13 protein-coding genes and 1 pseudogene are annotated in these 16,382 nt (G+C 73.3%); 8 read left to right on the plus strand and 6 right to left on the minus strand.

Annotated features, from left to right (window positions below; translation table 11 throughout):
- The first annotated feature begins 58 nt into the window (after window positions 1-58).
- Together AB0D45_RS08580 and AB0D45_RS08585 are read left to right on the plus strand one after the other, a co-directional pair.
- A complete protein-coding gene (locus tag AB0D45_RS08580; protein WP_362456127.1) occupies window positions 59-3,565 on the plus strand; it encodes a M28 family peptidase in 3,507 nt (1,168 codons plus the stop codon).
- 169 nt (window positions 3,566-3,734) lie between these two features.
- A complete protein-coding gene (locus tag AB0D45_RS08585) occupies window positions 3,735-4,190 on the plus strand; it encodes a GNAT family N-acetyltransferase (protein ID WP_362456129.1) in 456 nt (151 codons plus the stop codon).
- On the opposite strand, the gene AB0D45_RS08590 is transcribed toward AB0D45_RS08585, so the two are convergent.
- Complete coding sequence (locus tag AB0D45_RS08590) at window positions 4,191-4,457, minus strand: hypothetical protein (protein WP_361608399.1); 267 nt, start codon at window positions 4,455-4,457, stop codon at window positions 4,191-4,193.
- A gap of 322 nt (window positions 4,458-4,779) precedes the next feature.
- On the opposite strand from AB0D45_RS08590, the pseudogene AB0D45_RS08595 reads away from it, so the two are divergent.
- Window positions 4,780-6,777 (plus strand): annotated as a pseudogene (locus tag AB0D45_RS08595) (discoidin domain-containing protein); the annotation flags it as partial.
- Window positions 6,778-6,867: 90 nt separating this feature from the next.
- Window positions 6,868-7,461 (plus strand): TetR/AcrR family transcriptional regulator, encoded by a 594-nt coding sequence (locus AB0D45_RS08600; RefSeq protein ID WP_362456298.1) that lies wholly within the window; start codon window positions 6,868-6,870, stop codon window positions 7,459-7,461.
- A 4-nt stretch (window positions 7,462-7,465) separates the two neighbouring features.
- Here the strand turns inward: AB0D45_RS08600 and AB0D45_RS08605 are convergent, their stop codons facing one another.
- Window positions 7,466-8,866 carry an NADP-dependent succinic semialdehyde dehydrogenase gene (locus AB0D45_RS08605; protein ID WP_362456131.1) on the minus strand — a complete coding sequence of 467 codons (1,401 nt, stop codon included), beginning with the start codon at window positions 8,864-8,866 and terminating at the stop codon, window positions 7,466-7,468.
- An 82-nt stretch (window positions 8,867-8,948) separates the two neighbouring features.
- Window positions 8,949-9,728 (minus strand): LysR substrate-binding domain-containing protein, encoded by a 780-nt coding sequence (locus AB0D45_RS08610; RefSeq protein ID WP_362456133.1) that lies wholly within the window; start codon window positions 9,726-9,728, stop codon window positions 8,949-8,951.
- A gap of 58 nt (window positions 9,729-9,786) precedes the next feature.
- On the opposite strand from AB0D45_RS08610, the gene AB0D45_RS08615 reads away from it, so the two are divergent.
- Window positions 9,787-10,206 carry a DUF5997 family protein gene (locus tag AB0D45_RS08615; RefSeq protein WP_362456135.1) on the plus strand — a complete coding sequence of 140 codons (420 nt, stop codon included), beginning with the start codon at window positions 9,787-9,789 and terminating at the stop codon, window positions 10,204-10,206.
- An 87-nt stretch (window positions 10,207-10,293) separates the two neighbouring features.
- Here AB0D45_RS08615 and AB0D45_RS08620 read toward each other — a convergent pair whose 3' ends face one another.
- Together AB0D45_RS08620 and AB0D45_RS08625 are read right to left on the minus strand one after the other, a co-directional pair.
- Window positions 10,294-10,965 (minus strand): response regulator transcription factor, encoded by a 672-nt coding sequence (locus AB0D45_RS08620; RefSeq protein WP_362456137.1) that lies wholly within the window; start codon window positions 10,963-10,965, stop codon window positions 10,294-10,296.
- A complete protein-coding gene (locus AB0D45_RS08625; protein ID WP_362456139.1) occupies window positions 10,962-12,149 on the minus strand; it encodes a sensor histidine kinase in 1,188 nt (395 codons plus the stop codon). The genes AB0D45_RS08620 and AB0D45_RS08625 overlap by 4 nt, the downstream gene beginning before the upstream one ends.
- A gap of 212 nt (window positions 12,150-12,361) precedes the next feature.
- Here AB0D45_RS08625 and AB0D45_RS08630 point away from each other — a divergent pair, with 212 nt between their 5' ends.
- The 3 genes from AB0D45_RS08630 (at window position 12,362) to AB0D45_RS08640 (ending at window position 14,748) form a co-directional block, all read left to right on the plus strand.
- Window positions 12,362-13,285 (plus strand): ion transporter, encoded by a 924-nt coding sequence (locus AB0D45_RS08630; RefSeq protein WP_362456141.1) that lies wholly within the window; start codon window positions 12,362-12,364, stop codon window positions 13,283-13,285.
- A gap of 103 nt (window positions 13,286-13,388) precedes the next feature.
- Window positions 13,389-14,153: a molybdopterin-dependent oxidoreductase gene (locus tag AB0D45_RS08635; RefSeq protein WP_362456143.1), complete on the plus strand. Its 765-nt coding sequence runs from the start codon at window positions 13,389-13,391 to the stop codon at window positions 14,151-14,153.
- Entirely contained in the window at window positions 14,137-14,748 is a 612-nt protein-coding gene (locus tag AB0D45_RS08640) for a cytochrome b/b6 domain-containing protein (protein WP_362456145.1), read from the plus strand. Before AB0D45_RS08635 ends, AB0D45_RS08640 begins: the two co-directional genes overlap by 17 nt.
- Window positions 14,749-14,795: 47 nt before the next feature.
- On the opposite strand, the gene AB0D45_RS08645 is transcribed toward AB0D45_RS08640, so the two are convergent.
- On the minus strand, window positions 14,796-16,373 hold the full coding sequence (locus tag AB0D45_RS08645; RefSeq protein WP_362456147.1) for a hypothetical protein: 1,578 nt from the start codon (window positions 16,371-16,373) through the stop codon (window positions 14,796-14,798).
- Between the last annotated feature and the right edge of the window lie 9 nt (window positions 16,374-16,382).

The following is a 16,382-nucleotide window of genomic DNA, read 5'->3' on the forward strand; positions in this document are numbered from 1 at the left end:
GCCCATACTCGGCGACGGCGTACAGCAGCCACCCCCCACACACGATCGGAGTGGACTCGTGCAGCCCACCAGATGGACGGCGTCCGTGGCAGCCCTCGCGCTGACCGCGAGCCTCGCCGGCGCGCTGGCCGGCACCGCATCGGCCGCGCAGCAGCCGGACCCCGTGCCGCCCCGCCCCTCAAAGGCCGACCGGGCCGTGGCCGCCGCGGACGCGGCCGTCCGCAGCGGCCTCGACACCCTGGTCAACTCCGCCCGGCAGCAGTACGAGCGGCGCCTGGTCACCCCCTGGGTGCAGGACCTGTACTCGGTCGCCTACGAGCGCAGCTACCGGGGCCTGCCGGTCGTCGGCGGCGACGCGGTCGTCCTCGCGGACGGCGAGGGCCGGGTCCGGGCGCTCCAGTCGGCCTCCACCACCGTCATCGACGTGGCGACCACCCCGGACATCGGCGCGAAGGCGGCCGAGGCCGCCTCGCGGGCCGAGCTGGAGAAGACCGACCGGGTCGAGAGCAGCCGGCTCGTGGTCCGGCTCAAGGACGACAAGCCCGTGCTGGCCTGGGAGACGGTGCTGTCGGGCCGCACTCGTACGGCGCCCAGCAGGCTGCACGTCTTCGTGGACGCCCGCACCGGCAAGGTCGTCGACCGCTACGACGACGTCGTCGCCGGCACCGGCAACAGCAAGTGGAACGGCCCGGGACCGATCGCGATCGACACCACCGCGTCCGGCGGCTCGTACTCCCTGCGCGACCCGAACCGCCCGGGCCTGAGCTGCGCGGACTACAGCACGGGGAGCGTCTTCACGAAGTCCTCCGACTCCTGGGGCACCGGCAACCCGACCTCCAAGGAGACCGGCTGCACGGACCTGATGTTCGCCGCGCAGAAGCAGTGGGACATGCTGGGCCAGTGGCTCGGCCGCAACGGCGTCAGCGGCAACGGGCGCAGCTTCCCGGGCAAGGTCGGCCTGAGCGACCTCAACGCCTACTGGGACGGCAGCTCGGTCACCATCGGCCACAACAGTGCCAACGAGTGGATCGCCGGCGTGGACGTCGTCGCCCACGAGTACGGACACGCCATCGACTCCAACACCCCCGGGGGCACCAGCGGCCAGGAGGCCGGTCTGGGCGAGGCCACCGGTGACATCTTCGGGGCGCTGACCGAGGCCTTCATCAACGAGCCGGCCCCGTACGACACCCCCGACTACACCGTCGGCGAGGTCATCAACCTCCAGGGCCGCGGCCCGATCCGCAACATGTACAACCCGCCGGCCGTCAACAACGACCCGGCGTGCTACAGCTCGGCGATACCCGGGACGGAGGTGCACGCGGCCGCGGGGCCGCTGAACCACTGGTTCTACCTGCTGGCCGAGGGCACCAGCCCGGGCGGCGGCAAGCCCGACAGCAGCACCTGCAACCAGTCCGCGCTGACCGGTGTCGGCGTGCAGAACGCCGGCAAGATCTTCTACGGCGGCATGCTGCTCAAGACGAGCAGCATGTCCTACAAGAAGTACCGGACGGCGACGCTCTCCTCGGCCAAGTCCCTCGACGCCACCTGCAACCTGTTCAACCGGACCAAGGCCGCCTGGGACGCCATCAGCGTGCCCGCCCAGAGCGCCGACCCCACCTGCAGCCCGAGCGGCCAGAACGACTTCTCGCTGGCGCTGAACCCGGCCTCCGGCACCGTCCAGCAGGGCGGCTCCGTCACCACCACCGTCACCACCAGCACCACCAGCGGCTCCGCCCAGCAGCTCACCCTCTCCGCGACGGGCCTGCCGGCCGGGATCACCGCCTCCTTCGCCCCAGCCACGGTCCAGTCCGGGCAGTCCTCGACGCTGACCCTCTCCGCCTCTTCGAACGCGGCGCCCGGGGCCTCCACCCTCACGGTCAAGGCCCAGGGCGGCACGCTCGCGCACACCGTCGACTACGCGCTCACCGTCGGCGGCACCCAGCCCGACCCCACCGCGCCGGACATCAGCGTCGCCAACGTCCAGGCGCACCTGGCCCAGCTCGGCACGATCGCCTCGCAGAACGGCGGCAACCGCCGGGCCGGCAGCGGCGGCCACACCCAGTCCCTCGCGTACGTCAAGGGCAAGCTCCAGGCCGCCGGCTACACCGTCACCGAGCAGAACTGCACCTCCTGCACCTACCCGTCGAACAACCTCATCGCCGACTGGCCGGGCGGCCCCGCCGACCAGACCGTGATGTTCGGCGCCCACCTCGACGGCGTCTCGGCCGGTCCGGGCATCAACGACAACGGCTCCGGCTCCGCGACCCTGCTGGAGAACGCCCTCGTCCTGGCGCAGAAGAACCCGACGATGACCCGGCACGTGCGCTTCGCCTGGTGGACCGACGAGGAGCAGGGCCTCAACGGCTCCGAGTACTACGTCGGCCGGCTCAGCAGCGCCGAGCGCAGCGCCATCAAGGGCTACTACAACTTCGACATGGTCGGCTCCCCCAACGGCGGCTACTTCATCAACAACGTCAACTCCACGACGGCCGCGCCCCTGAAGGCCTACTGGACCTCGCTGAACCTCGCCCCGGAGGAGAACACCGAGGGCCAGGGCCGCAGTGACGACTACTCCTTCCAGCAGGCGGGCATCCCCACCTCCGGCTACGCCGCCGGGGCGAGCGCCCGCAAGACCTCCGCACAGGCGGCGAAGTGGGGCGGCACCGCGAACGCGGCGTACGACTCCTGCTACCACAGCTCCTGCGACACGCCGTCCAACATCAACGCCACGGTCCTCGACCGCAGCGCCGACGGCGTCGCCTACACCATCTGGAAGCAGGCCGTCGGCGGCACCAGCCCGGCGCCCGACTTCTCGATCAGCACCAGCCCGGCCGCCGGCTCCGCCAACCCGGGCGGCAGCGTCACCTCCACGGTGAACACCGCCACCGTCAGCGGCAGCCCCCAGACGCTCGCCCTGTCCGTCTCGGGCGCGCCCGCCGGCGTGACCGCGTCCCTCAGCCCGGCCTCGGTGCAGTCCGGCCAGTCCGCCACCCTCTCCGTCCAGGTCGCCGCGGGCACCGCCCCCGGCACGCACACGCTGACCGTCACCGGCACCGGAACCGCCACCCACACCACCACGTACACGCTGACCGTCGGCGGGGGCGGCGGCACCTGCACGCCGAGCCAGGTCGTCGCCAACGGCGGCTTCGAGAGCGGTTCCAGCCCCTGGTCGGCGACCTCCGGGGTCATCACCAACCAGTCCGGCCAGCTGCCGCACGGCGGCTCGTACATGGCCTGGCTGAACGGCTGGGGCTCCTCCCGCACGGACAGCGCCTCGCAGTCCCTGACCATCCCCGCCGGCTGCCCCTCGGCCCGGCTCTCCTTCTACCTGCACATCGACACGGACGAGACCGAGGACGTCGCCTACGACACCTTCACGGTGTCGGTGGGCGGCCAGACCCTGGAGACCCTCTCCAACCAGGACGCCGGCTCCGGCTACGTCCTGAAGAGCTACGACGTCTCCCCCTTCGCCGGGAAGACCGTGGTCCTCCAGTTCAAGGGGGTGGAGGACCAGTCCCTCCAGACCTCCTTCGTGGTGGACGACGTCACCCTCCGGACGAGCTGACGGCCCCCTGCCCCAGGAGCCCGGTCCGGCCCCCGCCGGACCGGGCTCCGCCGCGTTCCCCTTCCGCCTCCCCGTCGAAAACCCGGGCGGCGCCCGCACCACCGTGGACAGATCGGCGCGGTTCGCGGTTGTTACGTTGCCCCGGTCCGCCGATCAAGGAGTGCCGCACATGTCCGACATCAAGGTCCGTCCCGTCCAGCCCGGGGACTTCGCCCAGTGGCGCGCCCTGTACCGGGGGTACGCCGACTTCTACGGGGTGGAGCAGACCGAGGAGGCGGCCTCGACGGTGTGGGCGTGGGTCAACGACGCCGGGCACGAGGTGAACGCCCTGGTCGCCGAGGACGCCGAAGGGCGGCTGCTGGGGCTGGCGCACTACCGTCCCTTCGCCCGCCCGCTGTCCGCGACGGTCGGCTGCTTCCTGGACGACCTGTTCGTCGCCCCCGGGCACCGCGGTTCGGGCGCCGCCGACCTGCTGCTGGGTGCCCTGCGGGAGATCGCCGCCGAGCGCGGCTGGAGCGTGGTGCGGTGGATCACCGCCGACGACAACCACCGGGCGCGCTCCAAGTACGACCAGGTGGCCCGGCGGACCATGTGGGTCACCTACGACATGGCCCCCGGCCGCTGATCACCCCTCGCCGACCGCGTCGTCGCAGGCGGGGCAGATCCGGTCCGCGTGTTCCGGGGGGTACCAGGCGGAGCCGGGCTGCCCGGAGGGCTGCCACGGGGCCGTCCCCATGGCGAAGGTGTCCTTGCCGCACAGCGTCCTCGGGCCCCGCACGGCGCTCTGCCCGGGGGCGGCGGGGGCCGCGTGCACGCGCAGGACCGCCGCCCCGCCACCGGGCGCCGCTCCCGCCGTGCCCTCGTACTCGTACACCACGACCGTAGTGCTCATACCCCGACGATAAGCGGCCCGGCCGCGGACCGCCGGGCACGGCCGCCGTCCGGGCCGGCACGCCTCGGCCGCACCCGGGTCCGACGGTCCATCAGGTCATCCGTCCCGGACTCTTGACTCCTTCGGGGCCAGTCGGGATTCTCGACCCACCCTTGTGCGGGGCATGACAATTGATTCCTGGATTCGACCGCGCCGCATCCGCCGACCGAAGACATGAGTGATGACCTTGACCCCTGACCCGCCCCCGCGGCCGTACCCCGGCGCGGCGCGCCGCCGGCGCCGCCGCGCCGCCCTCCTGACCCCGCTCGTCGCCGCGCTGGCCATGCTCCTCGGGCCCGCGCCCAGTTCCTCCGCCGACGCCGGCTCCACGGCCGACGCCGGCTGGTGGAACCCCACCGCACGGCCCCAGCCCGATTCGGACGTCAACGTCACCGGCGAACCCTTCAAGGGCACCGACGCGCAGGGCCGGGTGCGCGGCTTCGTCGACGCGCACGACCACCTGATGTCCAACGAGGGCTTCGGCGGCCGCCTCATCTGCGGCAAGCCCTTCTCCGAACTGGGCGTCGCGGACGCCCTCAAGGACTGCCCCGAGCACTATCCCGACGGCACCCTCGCGGTCTTCGACTTCATCACCAAGGGCGGCGACGGCAAGCACGACCCCAACGGCTGGCCCACCTTCAAGGACTGGCCCGCCCACGACTCGCTCACCCACCAGCAGAACTACTACGCCTGGGTCGAGCGGGCCTGGCGCGGCGGCCAGCGGGTCCTGGTCAACGACCTCGTCACCAACGGGGTGATCTGCTCGGTCTACTTCTTCAAGGACCGCGGCTGCGACGAGATGACCGCCATCCGTCTCGAGGCGCAGAAGACGTACGACATGCAGGCCTACGTCGACCGGATGTACGGCGGCGCGGGCAAGGGCTGGTTCCGCATCGTCACCGACTCCGACCAGGCCCGCGAGGTGATCAAGCAGGGGAAGCTGGCCGTCGTCCTCGGCGTCGAGACCTCCGAGCCCTTCGGCTGCAAGCAGGTCCTGGACGTCGCGCAGTGCGGCAAGGACGACATCGACCGGGGCCTGGACGAGCTGCACAAGCTGGGCGTGCGCAGCATGTTCCTGTGCCACAAGTTCGACAACGCCCTGTGCGGGGTCCGCTTCGACCAGGGCGCGCTCGGCACCGCGATCAACGTCGGCCAGTTCCTGTCGACCGGCACCTTCTGGCAGACGGAGCAGTGCTCCGGCCCGCAGCAGGACAACCCGATCGGTCTCGCAGCGGCTCCGTCGGCGCAGAAGGAGCTCCCGGCGGGGGTGTCGGTCCCCTCGTACTCCGCTGACGCGCGCTGCAACAAGCGCGGCCTGACGGAGCTCGGCGAGTACGCCGTCCGCGGCATGATGAAGCGCGGGATGATGCTGGAAGTCGACCACATGAGCGTCAAGGCCGCGGGCCGCTCCTTCGACATCCTGGAGTCCGAGTCGTACCCGGGCGTCATCTCCTCGCACAGCTGGATGGACCTGGGCTGGACCGAGCGGCTCTACAAGCTGGGCGGTTTCGCCGCCCAGTACATGAGCGGCTCCGAGGCCTTCAGCGCGGAGGCCAAGCGCACGGACGCCCTGCGCGACAAGTACAAGGTGGGCTACGGCTACGGCACCGACATGAACGGCGTCGGCGGCTGGCCCGGCCCGCGGGGCGCGAACACGCCGAATCCGGTGAAGTACCCCTTCCGCAGCACCGACGGCGGCTCCGTCGTCGACAAGCAGACCACCGGGCAGCGCACCTGGGACCTCAACACCGACGGCGCCTCGCACTACGGCCTGGTCCCCGACTGGATCGAGGACATCCGACTCGTCGGCGGCCAGGACGTGGTGGACGACCTGTTCCGGGGCGCCGAGTCCTACCTCGGCACCTGGGGGGCGTCCGAGCGGCACAGGTCCGGGGTGAACCTCGCCGCCGGCTCCTCCGCCTCGGCGTCGTCCTCGCAGTGGTGGAACCCGTTCGTCGACTACTCGCCCGGCCGGGCCGTGGACGGCGACCCGGGCTCCCGCTGGGCCAGTGAGTGGAACGACGGCCAGTGGCTGCGCATCGACCTGGGCTCCGCGAGCCGGATCGGGCGCGTCACCCTCGACTGGGAGCAGGCGTACGCGAAGGCGTACCGGCTCGAGACCTCCACGGACGGGACGAACTGGCAGACGGTCTGGTCCACCACCGACGGCGACGGCGGCCTGGACACGGCCCGGTTCGCCGGGGTGACCGCCCGGTACCTGCGCGTCCAGGGGGTCCAACGGGCCACCCAGTGGGGGTACTCCCTCCGCGTGGGGGGCGTCTCCGGCAGCTCCCCGGGGGGGGGGGCCGCCCCCCCCGCCCGCCCCCCGGCGCCCGCACCCCGCAGCGCCCGCACCCCCGGGAGGAGTTCCATGGCACGGATGCCGTCGGCCGAGCGGCGCACCCAGCTCACCGAGGCGGCGATCCGCGCGATGACCCGCGACGGCGTCGCCCGCACGACGACCCGGTCGATCGCCGCCGAGGCGGGCGTGTCCCTGAGCGTCTTCCACTACTGCTTCGACTCCAAGCAGGAGCTGCTGGAGTCCGTCATCGAGGCGATCACCGCCCACTACATCACGGTGGTGAAGGAGGCGATCCGGCCGAAGCCCACCCTCCGCGAGACGGTCCGGGCCGGCTTCCAGGCGTACTGGGACCACGTCGGCGCCCAGCCCGGCGAGCACATGCTCACCTACGAACTCACCCAGTACGCCCTGCGCCAGCCCGGTTTCGAGCACCTGGCGCGGCGCCAGTACGAGCTGTACTGCCACACCTACGAGGAGCTGATCGGCCAGCTGTGCCGGGAGATGGGGCTCGTCCCGAAGGTCCCGGCCCCCGCGCTGGCACGGTACCTGGCGGCCATGACCGACGGGCTGACCCTCAGCGTGCTGGTCCTCGGCGACGAGAAGGCCGCCGCCGAGATCCTGGACATGGTCACCGAACACGTCCTGGGACTGATGGAGGGCTGACCCGTCAGCCCTGGTCCGCGGCCTGCCAGACCGTCGTGATGTTGCAGAACTCCCGGATGCCGTGCCCGGACAGCTCGCGCCCGTACCCGGACCGCTTGACGCCGCCGAAGGGCAGGGCCGGGTGGGAGGCGGTCATGCCGTTGACGAAGATCCCGCCGGCTTCGAGGTCGCGCACGAAGCGCTCCAGCTCGGCGTCCTCCCGGGTCCAGACGTTCGAACTGAGACCGAAGGGCGTGTGGTTGGCCCGCTCCACGGCCTCCTCGGGGCTGCCCACCCGGTACAGGGTGGCGACGGGGCCGAAGGTCTCCTCCAGGTCGATGCGCATGGCCGGGGTGACGTCGGCCAGGACCGTCGGCTCGTAGAACCAGCCGTCCGGGCGGCCGGGCGGGCGGCGGCCGCCGCACAGGACGGCGGCGCCCTGCCGTACGGCGTCGTCGACCAGCTCCTCCACGTCGGCGCGGCCGCTCTCGGTGGCCAGCGGGCCGACGTCGGTGGACTCCTCCATCGGGTCGCCCACGGTCAGGGCCCGCATGCCGTCCGTGAAGAGCCGCGCGAACTCCTCGTAGACGTCCTCGTGGACGATGAACCGCTTGGCGGCGATGCAGGACTGGCCGTTGTTCTGCACCCGCGCCGTGACCGCCGTACGGGCCGCGCGGGCCACGTCGGCCGACGGCATCACGATGTACGGGTCGCTGCCGCCGAGCTCCAGGACGGTCTTCTTGACCTCGTCCCCGGCGACGGAGGCCACCGCGCGCCCGGCCGGCTCGCTGCCCGTGAGGGTGGCCGCGGCCACCCTGGGGTCGCGCAGGATGCCCTCGACGGGGCCGGAGCCGATGAGCAGGGTCTGGAAGCAGCCCTGGGGGAAGCCCGCCCGGTGGAAGAGGTCGCCGAGGTACAGCGCGGTCTGCGGGACGTTCGACGAGTGCTTGAGCAGGCCCACGTTGCCGGCCATGAGCGCGGGCGCGGCGAAGCGCACGACCTGCCAGAGGGGAAAGTTCCACGGCATGACGGCGAGCACCACGCCCAGGGGCCGGTAGCGGACCCGTACGGCCGAGGCGCCCGCGTCGCGCACGTCGGCGTCGGCGGGCTGCTCGTCGGCGAGGAGGGACTCGGCGTGGGCGGCGTACCAGCGCATCGCCTTGACGCACTTGGCCGCCTCCGCGCGGGCCGCGGCGAGCGGTTTGCCCATCTCGACCGTCATGGTGCGGGCGACGTCCTCGGCCTCCGCCTCCAGCAGGTCCGCCGCGCGGCAGAGCAGCGCGGAACGCTCGGCGAAGGCGGTGTGCCGGTAGGAAGCGGCCGTGCTCGCCGCCAGGGCCAGGCAGCGCTCGATGCCGGCGGCGTCGAGGGCGTCGAAGGAGAGCAGCGTCTTGCCGGTCGTGGGGTTGACGGTGGCGATGGGCATGGTCCGACCTTCCTGCGAGGGAGCCGCCCCACCGACCCTGCCCCCCGGAGCCCCGCGACGCAACGCGGGGACCGGACACCCCCTAGCGGCGACCGCGCGGCTTGCCCCGCTTGGCGGCGGGCTTCCCGCCCGAGCGGGCCGCGGGCCCGCCCGCGGTCCTGCCGCCGGTCTTGCCGGCACCCGTCTTGCCGCCGGCCTTGCCGGCGGCGTTCCCGGCCGCCTTGCGCTGCTTGGGCTGCGGCGGGGTGGGCGGGCGGCCGCGCGTGCTGTTCACGGTCCGTCCGCGGACGATCCCGATGAACTCCTCCACGAGGTCGGTGGTCTTCTCCTGCGGCCAGGACAGCGCGACCCGCGACGCGGGGGCGTCGGTGACCGTCCGGTAGGTGAGGTCCTTGCGGTGGTGCAGGCGGGCGAGGGACTGGGGGACGACGAGGACGCCGATGCCCGCGGCCACCAGCTCGACGGCGTCCGCCGTGGTGGCGGGCCGTTCGAACGCGGGCTGTCCGGGGAGGTCCTCCCACTCCAGGACGTCGTCGAGGGGGTGGAGCACGATCTCGTCGGCCAGGTCCCCGGTGGTGACCTCTTCCACGGCGGCCACCACGTGGTCCTTCGGGACCACCACGACGGTCGTCTCGGTGTAGAGCGGGATCGCGCTGAGGTCCGCCCCGTCCACGGGCATCCGTACGAACCCGGCGTCGGCGTCACCCGTGCGCAGCGCGGCGAACACCTCGGCGGCGGCCACGCCGACGAGGGCCAGCGGGACGTCGGGCAGCCGCTCGTTCCAGATCCGCACCCACTTCGTGGGTGTCACTCCCGGGACGTAGGCGAGCCGGAACGAAGGGGGTACATCCGAGCCTGTCACCCCGCAAGGCTACCGGTCGTGGTCGGAGGTAGCGCACACGCTCGATACCCTTGACACCATGACGTCCCACCAGAGCACCCAGACGATGAAGCCCGCGACCGCGGCGAAGAAGCTGGGTGTGTACCTCGAGGCCACCCCCGCAGAGTTCCAGGAGGGTGTCGTCTCGCGCACCGAGCTGAACGCACTCCAGGCCGAGCCGCCGGCCTGGCTGGTGGAGCTGCGGCGCAACGGCCCGCACCCCCGCCCGGTGGTCGCCTCGAAGCTCGGCGTGTCCATTGCCGGTCTCGCGCGCGGCGGAGTCACCGAGGCGCTCACCACCGAGCAGATCGAGGCGATCAAGCAGGAGAACCCGGAGTGGCTGCAGAAGGAGCGCGCCACCCAGGCCGAGGTCCGCAAGGAGAGCGTGCGGATCAAGGAGAAGCAGGCGGAGGAGGCCGCGCGGCGCTCCGAGCAGCAGGAGCGCGGTCCGCGTTCCTGACCTCCCCCCGCGTACACGGACGGCCGGGCCGGGTCCCCGAGGGACCCGGCCCGGCCGCTTTGCGCCGCTCGCCCGCGGGCACGCGGGTCATCGGCCCGACGGGGTGACCAGCCCCGCCTCGTAGGCCGTGATCACCAGCTGGACCCGGTCGCGCGCGCCCAGCTTGCTGAACAGGCGCGCCACGTGCGCCTTGGCGGTGGCCACGGAGATGAACAGCTCCTCGGCGATCTCCGTGTTCGACCTGCCCCGCCCGACCAGGGTGAGGACCTCCCGCTCCCGGTCGGTGATCCCCTCGACCACCCGGGGCGGCCGCTCCCGGGCGACCGGCGCCCGTACGAAGTCGGCGATCAGACGGCGCGTGACGGCCGGGGCGAGCAGCGCGTCCCCGGCGGCCACCAGGCGGACGGCCGCCAGGATCTCGTCCAGGGCCATGTCCTTGACGGCGAAGCCGCTCGCGCCGGCGCGCAGCGCCCCGTAGACGTGCTCGTCCTCGTCGAAGGTCGTCAGGACGAGCACCCGGGGCGCGCCCGGGCCGCTCGTGATCCGGCGGGTCGCCTCGATGCCGTCCATGCCCGGCATCCTGATGTCCATCACCACCACGTCGGGGCCCTGCTCGGCGGCCAGCCGGACCGCGTCCCCGCCGGTGCCGGCCTCTCCGACCACCTCCAGCCCTTCGCTGTCGGCCATGAGCATCCGCAGCCCGGAGCGGATGAGCGGCTGGTCGTCCACGAGCAGGACGCGCACCGGAGCCGCGTTCATCGGGCCGCCTCCGCCACCGCGGGCAGGGGCAGCTCCGCCGCGACCCGGAATCCGCCCTCGGGGCGGGGGCCGGCGCTGAAGCGGCCGCCGAGCAGGCTGACCCGCTCGTACATGCCGGTGATGCCGAAACCGGTCTCCGCCGCGCGTCCGGCCGCTCCCCTGCCGTCGTCGACGACCTCCACCGTCAGCTCCTCGTCCCGGAAGCCGACGGTCACCCGGGCCTGCGCGGCGCCGGCGTGCCGGACCACGTTCGTGAGCGCCTCCTGCACGATGCGGTACGCCGACAGCTCGATCTCCGGCGGGAGCCGGCGCGGCTCGCCGGTCCTGCGGACGTCCACCCGGACGCCCGCCGCGGCCGGGGAGGCCGCCAGCGCGTCGAGGTCGGCCAGCCCCGGCGCGGGTCCGGTCGCGGTGTCGCCGCCGTCCGGGTCCGGCTCGGCCCGGCGCAGGGCGACCAGGGTCCGGCGCAGCCCCGCCAGGGTCTCGCGGCTGGTGGTCTCGATGGCGGTCAGCGCGTCGCGGGCCTCGTCGGGCCGGGTGGTGATGACCCGGCTTCCGGCGCCCGCCTGGATGGCGATCACGCCGATGCTGTGCGCGACCATGTCGTGCAGCTCGCGGGCGATGCGCAGGCGTTCGGCGGTGACGGCCTCGGAGACCTCCCTGCCGCGCAGTTCCACCGCGTGCTCGCGGCGCTGGCGCAGCGACAGCCCGGCCAGCCAGGCGAGGCATCCCGACAGGACCGCGACCAGGGCCGCGCCGCCCACGGCGGGCCCGGAGACCAGCAGGGCGACGGCCGGCAGCACGACCGCTCCGCAGACTGCGCCGGCGACGAGGGCGGTGCGGCGCGAACGCGTGGCGGCGACGACGCCGAGGACCAGCTCAGCCGGGAGGTAGACCGGCAGGTGCTCCGGTCCGTGGTGCGGCACGGAGAAGGCCACGAGCGTCCCGCTGAGCAGGGTGACGGCCAGCGCCGCGAGGGGCCTGCGCCGCACCAGCCCGGCCAGCAGGCCGGCGGCGAGCAGGAGGGTGCAGGCGAGCACCGGCCAGGGGGTGCTGGAGGCGAGGCCGATGACCAGGCCCGCGACGAGGAGGTGGGCGGCGGCCCCGGCCCATGCGCGGACGGCCGGACCCGCCCCCGCGTCCGGTGCCGCGGGCGGGCTGGCTGTGAGTGTTGTTCTGTCCATGTCGCGACAGTAACCAGCCCGCGCAGAAGGGACATCGGCCCGGGGACGTAAGCCCCGGGCAGGGTCCGGCCCGTGGCGGCGCCCCTGCGCGAGCGTTCTGAAACCCGTTCGTCCGCACGGCGTTAGAAGGAGGTACGGACCGGCGCGTACGCCCCCGCCACGCGCCGGTCCGCGCGACGCCGACCACGAGCGACACGAGTACGAGGAGCGAGATGACGGACCCCACTCCGGCCGGAACCGGCCGAAGGCGACTGGCCGCCCGCTGCCGCAGCATCACCGAGGCCCCGTCGTTCGGGATGGGCGTCTTCGCGGTGATCCTGCTCAACGCGGCACTGATGGGCGTGGAGACGTACAGCGGGCTGGCCGCCTCGCACCGCCAGGTGCTCCGGATCGCGGAGGAGTCCTGCCTGACCCTCTTCACGCTGGAGATGCTGTTGCGCGTGGGTGCGCACGCCGACCGGCCGAAAGCATTCTTCCGGGATCCCTGGAACATCTTCGACCTGCTGATCGTGGCCTCCGCCTTCCTGCCGTTCCTGCGCGAGAACACCACCGTGCTGCGGCTGCTGCGCCTCGCCCGCGTGCTGCGCACCGCCCGCTTCCTCCCCCACCTGCGGATCCTGCTGCTCGCGGTCGGGCGGAGCCTGCCGGGCACGGCCAGCTTCCTGTTCATCGGCGCGCTGGTGGTGTACGTGTACGCCATGGTCGGCTGGGTCTGCTTCGCCGCCTCCGACCCGCAGCACTACGGCTCGATCGGGCGGGCCGCGCTCACGCTGTTCCTGCTCACCACCCTGGACGGGCTGACGGACGCGGTCCGGGCCGGGCTGGAGATCTCCCGGTTCAGCATCCTCTACTACGCCTCGTACGCGCTCCTCGCCTCCTTCGTCCTGGTGAACGTCCTGATCGGCGTGGTGCTCAACTCCCTCGACGAGGCGCGGGAGATGGAGGAGGCGGACGCGCGGGCCCGCGAGCGCGCGGCGAACGCCACGGGTCCGGCCGACGAGGTCCGGGAGCGGATCGCCGCCGCGCGTCTCGCGCTGGACGACCTGGAGGCGAGCCTCGACCTGGTGAAGGCCGGGCCGCCCGCCCCGCCGGGCCGGGACCGCCTGGCGGACCGGCGGCTCGAATCCGCCGTGTAGCGGGGGGGGCGCGGGCACCGCCCCCGCCGCCGGGATGTGACGGAATCCTGACGTGCGGCCGTCCGCTCTGGCGCCCGGGCGGGGCCGGTGGTCGAATCGGCGGGTGAACACAGAGGGAAGCACCGGACAGACGGCGGGGCCCGGCCCGCAGGCCGGGCCCGACGGCCACGGCGCCCCCGTCGGGCGGCGCCTGGTGCTCGGCATGGTCGGGCTCGGCGCCGCCGGGCTGGCGGCCGCGCCCTGGCTGCGGCGGGGGGTCGAGGCGGGGCTCGGTGCCGCCGCCGGCAAGGACCCGACCGGCATCACCGGGCTGCTGCCCGACGGGGGCGGGTTCCGGTACTACTCGGTGGCCGCCTCCGTGCCCGAGCGCGGCCCGGCCGACTACCGGCTCACCGTCGACGGCCTGGTGGAGCGCCCGGCGGCGTACGGCCTCGACGCCCTGCGCGCGCTGCCCCAGACCCGGGTCGTGCGCGACGTGCAGTGCGTCACCGGCTGGCGCGTCCCCGGGACCTCCTTCGAGGGGGTGCCGGTGTCGCGGCTGCTCGACGCCGCGGGGGTGCGGCCCGGGGCGCGGGCCATCCGCTTCAGCTGCTTCGACGGGACCTACACGGAGAGCCTCACCCTCCCCCAGGCCCGGCGCGACGACGTCATGGTGGCCCTGCGGATGCAGGACCGGCCGCTGAGCCACAGCCACGGCGGACCCGCGCGGCTGTACGTCGCGCCGATGTACTTCTACAAGTCGGCGAAGTGGCTCTCCGGGATCACCGTGACCCGCGACGTCGAACCCGGCTACTGGGAGGGGCTCGGATATGACGTCGACGCCTGGGTCGGCAGGTCGAACGGACGCGACGATGCCCCGACCGTCTGAAGGGGCCGACCGCGTACACCGGTTCGGCCGCGCCGAGCGCTGGGTCCACCGGGCCACGGCCGCCCTCATGGGCGTCTGCGTGATCTCCGCCGGCTGCCTGTACCTGGCACCGCTCGCCGAGCTGGTGGGGCGCCGGCATCTCGTCGTCACGGTCCACACGTGGTCGGGGGCGGCACTGGCCGCGCCGCTGCTGGTGGGACTGGGTTCCCGCGCCTTCCGCGCCGACCTGCGCGTGCTCAACCGCTTCGGCCCGCACGACCGCGTCTGGCTGCGCTCGGCGCTGCGGCGCCGGGGGCCGAGGCCCGCCGGGAAGTTCAACGCCGGGCAGAAGCTGTACGCGGCGTGGCTGGCGGGGGCGGTGCTGGTGATGCTGGGCACCGGGCTGCCGATGTGGTTCACGGGCCTCGCCCCGCTCGTGCTGCGCACCGGTGCCACCTTCGTGCACGACTGGCTGGCGCTGGCCCTGGCCGTCGTACTGGCGGGGCACATCGGCAAGGCCCTGGGGGATCCGGAGGCCCGGCGCGGCCTGCGCACCGGCTCGGTCGCGCGGTGGTGGGCCGAGCGCGAGCACCCGCTGTGGCGGCCCGGCGGCTGACCCGGCCCCCGCGCCGAGGAGGAGCCGGGGCCGGGGCCGGGGCCGGTTCAGCCGCGGTCGCGGACCGCGACGATGCCGTTGAACACGCCGACGTAGGCCGTGCCGTCGGGGCCGAGGGTGATCGGCGCCCAGTTGTTGTCGTACAGGGGGCCGGTGCCGGTCAGCCGCCGCCAGCGCCGCTCCCCGGTGCGGAAGTCCACCGCGGTGAGGTACCAGGAGTCGATGCCCCAGACGCTGGGTTCCTTCTCGTAGAAGTAGAGCAGCCCGTTGCCGGTGGAGAGCTTCGGCACCACGGAGGGAGCACGGACCGGGCTCTCCCACACGGTGTCGCAGCCGCTGCCGTCGGCGCGGACGTCGATGCGGGTGACGCCGCCGACGACCGACTTGCCCAGCAGCAGCGAGGCCGGGTTCTCGTAGCCGTAGTTGTTCTCGACGACGATGCTGTTGCCCCAGGTGATCAGGGAGTTGTCGGTGGTCGAGGCCCCGGGTCCGAAGACGGGCACCCGGCAGACCAGCCGCCGGTCGGCGGGGACGTCCGCGCCGCGCCGGTAGACCAGGACGTTCATCCGGTCGTCGGCGTTGTCGGTGATGGCGACGTAGCCGTCGCCGAACAGGTCCGGGGTGGTGCCCGAACCCTGGTTGACGGAGCCGGGCTTGGTTCCCGTCCCGCGGTCGTACGTCTGGCGCCACTGGGCCTCGGGGGTGCCGTCGGGGCGGGTGCGGAACCCGTACAGGGCGTGGTCGGTGACGATGGAGACGCCGTCCTCGGCGACGGAGAAGGAGTTCTGGATCTCCTCGCCCTCCAGCCGGATGGAGCGGATCCGCCCGCTCGCCGGGTCCACGGTGCCCACCCGGCCCTGGCGGGTGACCCACCAGATGCGGCCGTCCCAGTCGGGCATGACCGAGGTGACCGGGTCGCAGGTGCCGCTGGGCCGCAGGTTGGTCCAGCCGACGCAGTCGTGCGGCACCTGGCCGGTGAGGTCCCAGTCGTCGGTGACGGTGAACTTCCAGCTCCCGCCCGACGCGTCGGGGTGCCACGCGTGGGCGAGGCGCAGCACGTGCTGGCGGGAGTCGGCGAGCACGGCCCGGTCCTGGTCGTCCAGGTAGAAATAGGCGCCGCCCGAGGTGTCCTTGAAGATCTTCGCGAAGTCGAGCGAGGTGATCGCCTCGACCGTGGAGGGACGCTGCGGGAGCTGGTACTCGGCGAGCGTGGCGAGCGTGCGGGGTTCCAGGAGCTTGACCTTGAAGCCGGAGAAGGTGCCGCAGACCGTGACGAGGCGGCCGCCGGAGTCGAAGGTGGCGGTGGCGCACTCGCCGCCGAGCGCCGCGATCTTCTCGCTGGTCACCTGCGGGTCCTTCCCCAGCGGGCCCGACCACGGCGAGGTGGCGCTGCCGGCGGCGTCCGAGTGCATGCCGCTGCGGCCGTTGGGCGCGAGGAAGGGGTGCTGGGGCGGGGCCGCGCCCGGCAGCGGAGCGGCGGCCGCGGGGGCGCCCTCGTAGTGGCTGACCAGGCGGTGGCCGGGCGCCTGGGGGATCTCGTCGGCCTGGGCCGGGGCGATCGGGCCGATCACCGTCAGGGCGGCCAGGGCGGGGACCACGGCGCAGTTCAGCGCTCTTCGGAACATCGGGGCGTC

This window comes from Streptomyces sp. NPDC048352 (assembly GCF_040651895.1).
In the GTDB taxonomy this organism is placed as follows: Bacteria; Actinomycetota; Actinomycetes; order Streptomycetales; family Streptomycetaceae; genus Streptomyces.

Bases quoted from the DNA above. Each gene is read 5' to 3' on its own strand.
- AB0D45_RS08585 (WP_362456129.1), top strand. From the start codon at position 3,735: ATGTCCGACATCAAGGTCCGTCCCGTCCAGCCCGGGGACTTCGCCCAG.
- AB0D45_RS08590 (WP_361608399.1), bottom strand. From the start codon at position 4,457: ATGAGCACTACGGTCGTGGTGTACGAGTACGAGGGCACGGCGGGAGCG.
- AB0D45_RS08600 (WP_362456298.1), top strand. From the start codon at position 6,868: ATGGCACGGATGCCGTCGGCCGAGCGGCGCACCCAGCTCACCGAGGCG.
- AB0D45_RS08605 (WP_362456131.1), bottom strand. From the start codon at position 8,866: ATGCCCATCGCCACCGTCAACCCCACGACCGGCAAGACGCTGCTCTCC.
- AB0D45_RS08615 (WP_362456135.1), top strand. From the start codon at position 9,787: ATGACGTCCCACCAGAGCACCCAGACGATGAAGCCCGCGACCGCGGCG.
- AB0D45_RS08620 (WP_362456137.1), bottom strand. From the start codon at position 10,965: ATGAACGCGGCTCCGGTGCGCGTCCTGCTCGTGGACGACCAGCCGCTC.
- AB0D45_RS08625 (WP_362456139.1), bottom strand. From the start codon at position 12,149: ATGGACAGAACAACACTCACAGCCAGCCCGCCCGCGGCACCGGACGCG.
- AB0D45_RS08630 (WP_362456141.1), top strand. From the start codon at position 12,362: ATGACGGACCCCACTCCGGCCGGAACCGGCCGAAGGCGACTGGCCGCC.
- AB0D45_RS08640 (WP_362456145.1), top strand. From the start codon at position 14,137: ATGCCCCGACCGTCTGAAGGGGCCGACCGCGTACACCGGTTCGGCCGC.
- AB0D45_RS08645 (WP_362456147.1), bottom strand. From the start codon at position 16,373: ATGTTCCGAAGAGCGCTGAACTGCGCCGTGGTCCCCGCCCTGGCCGCC.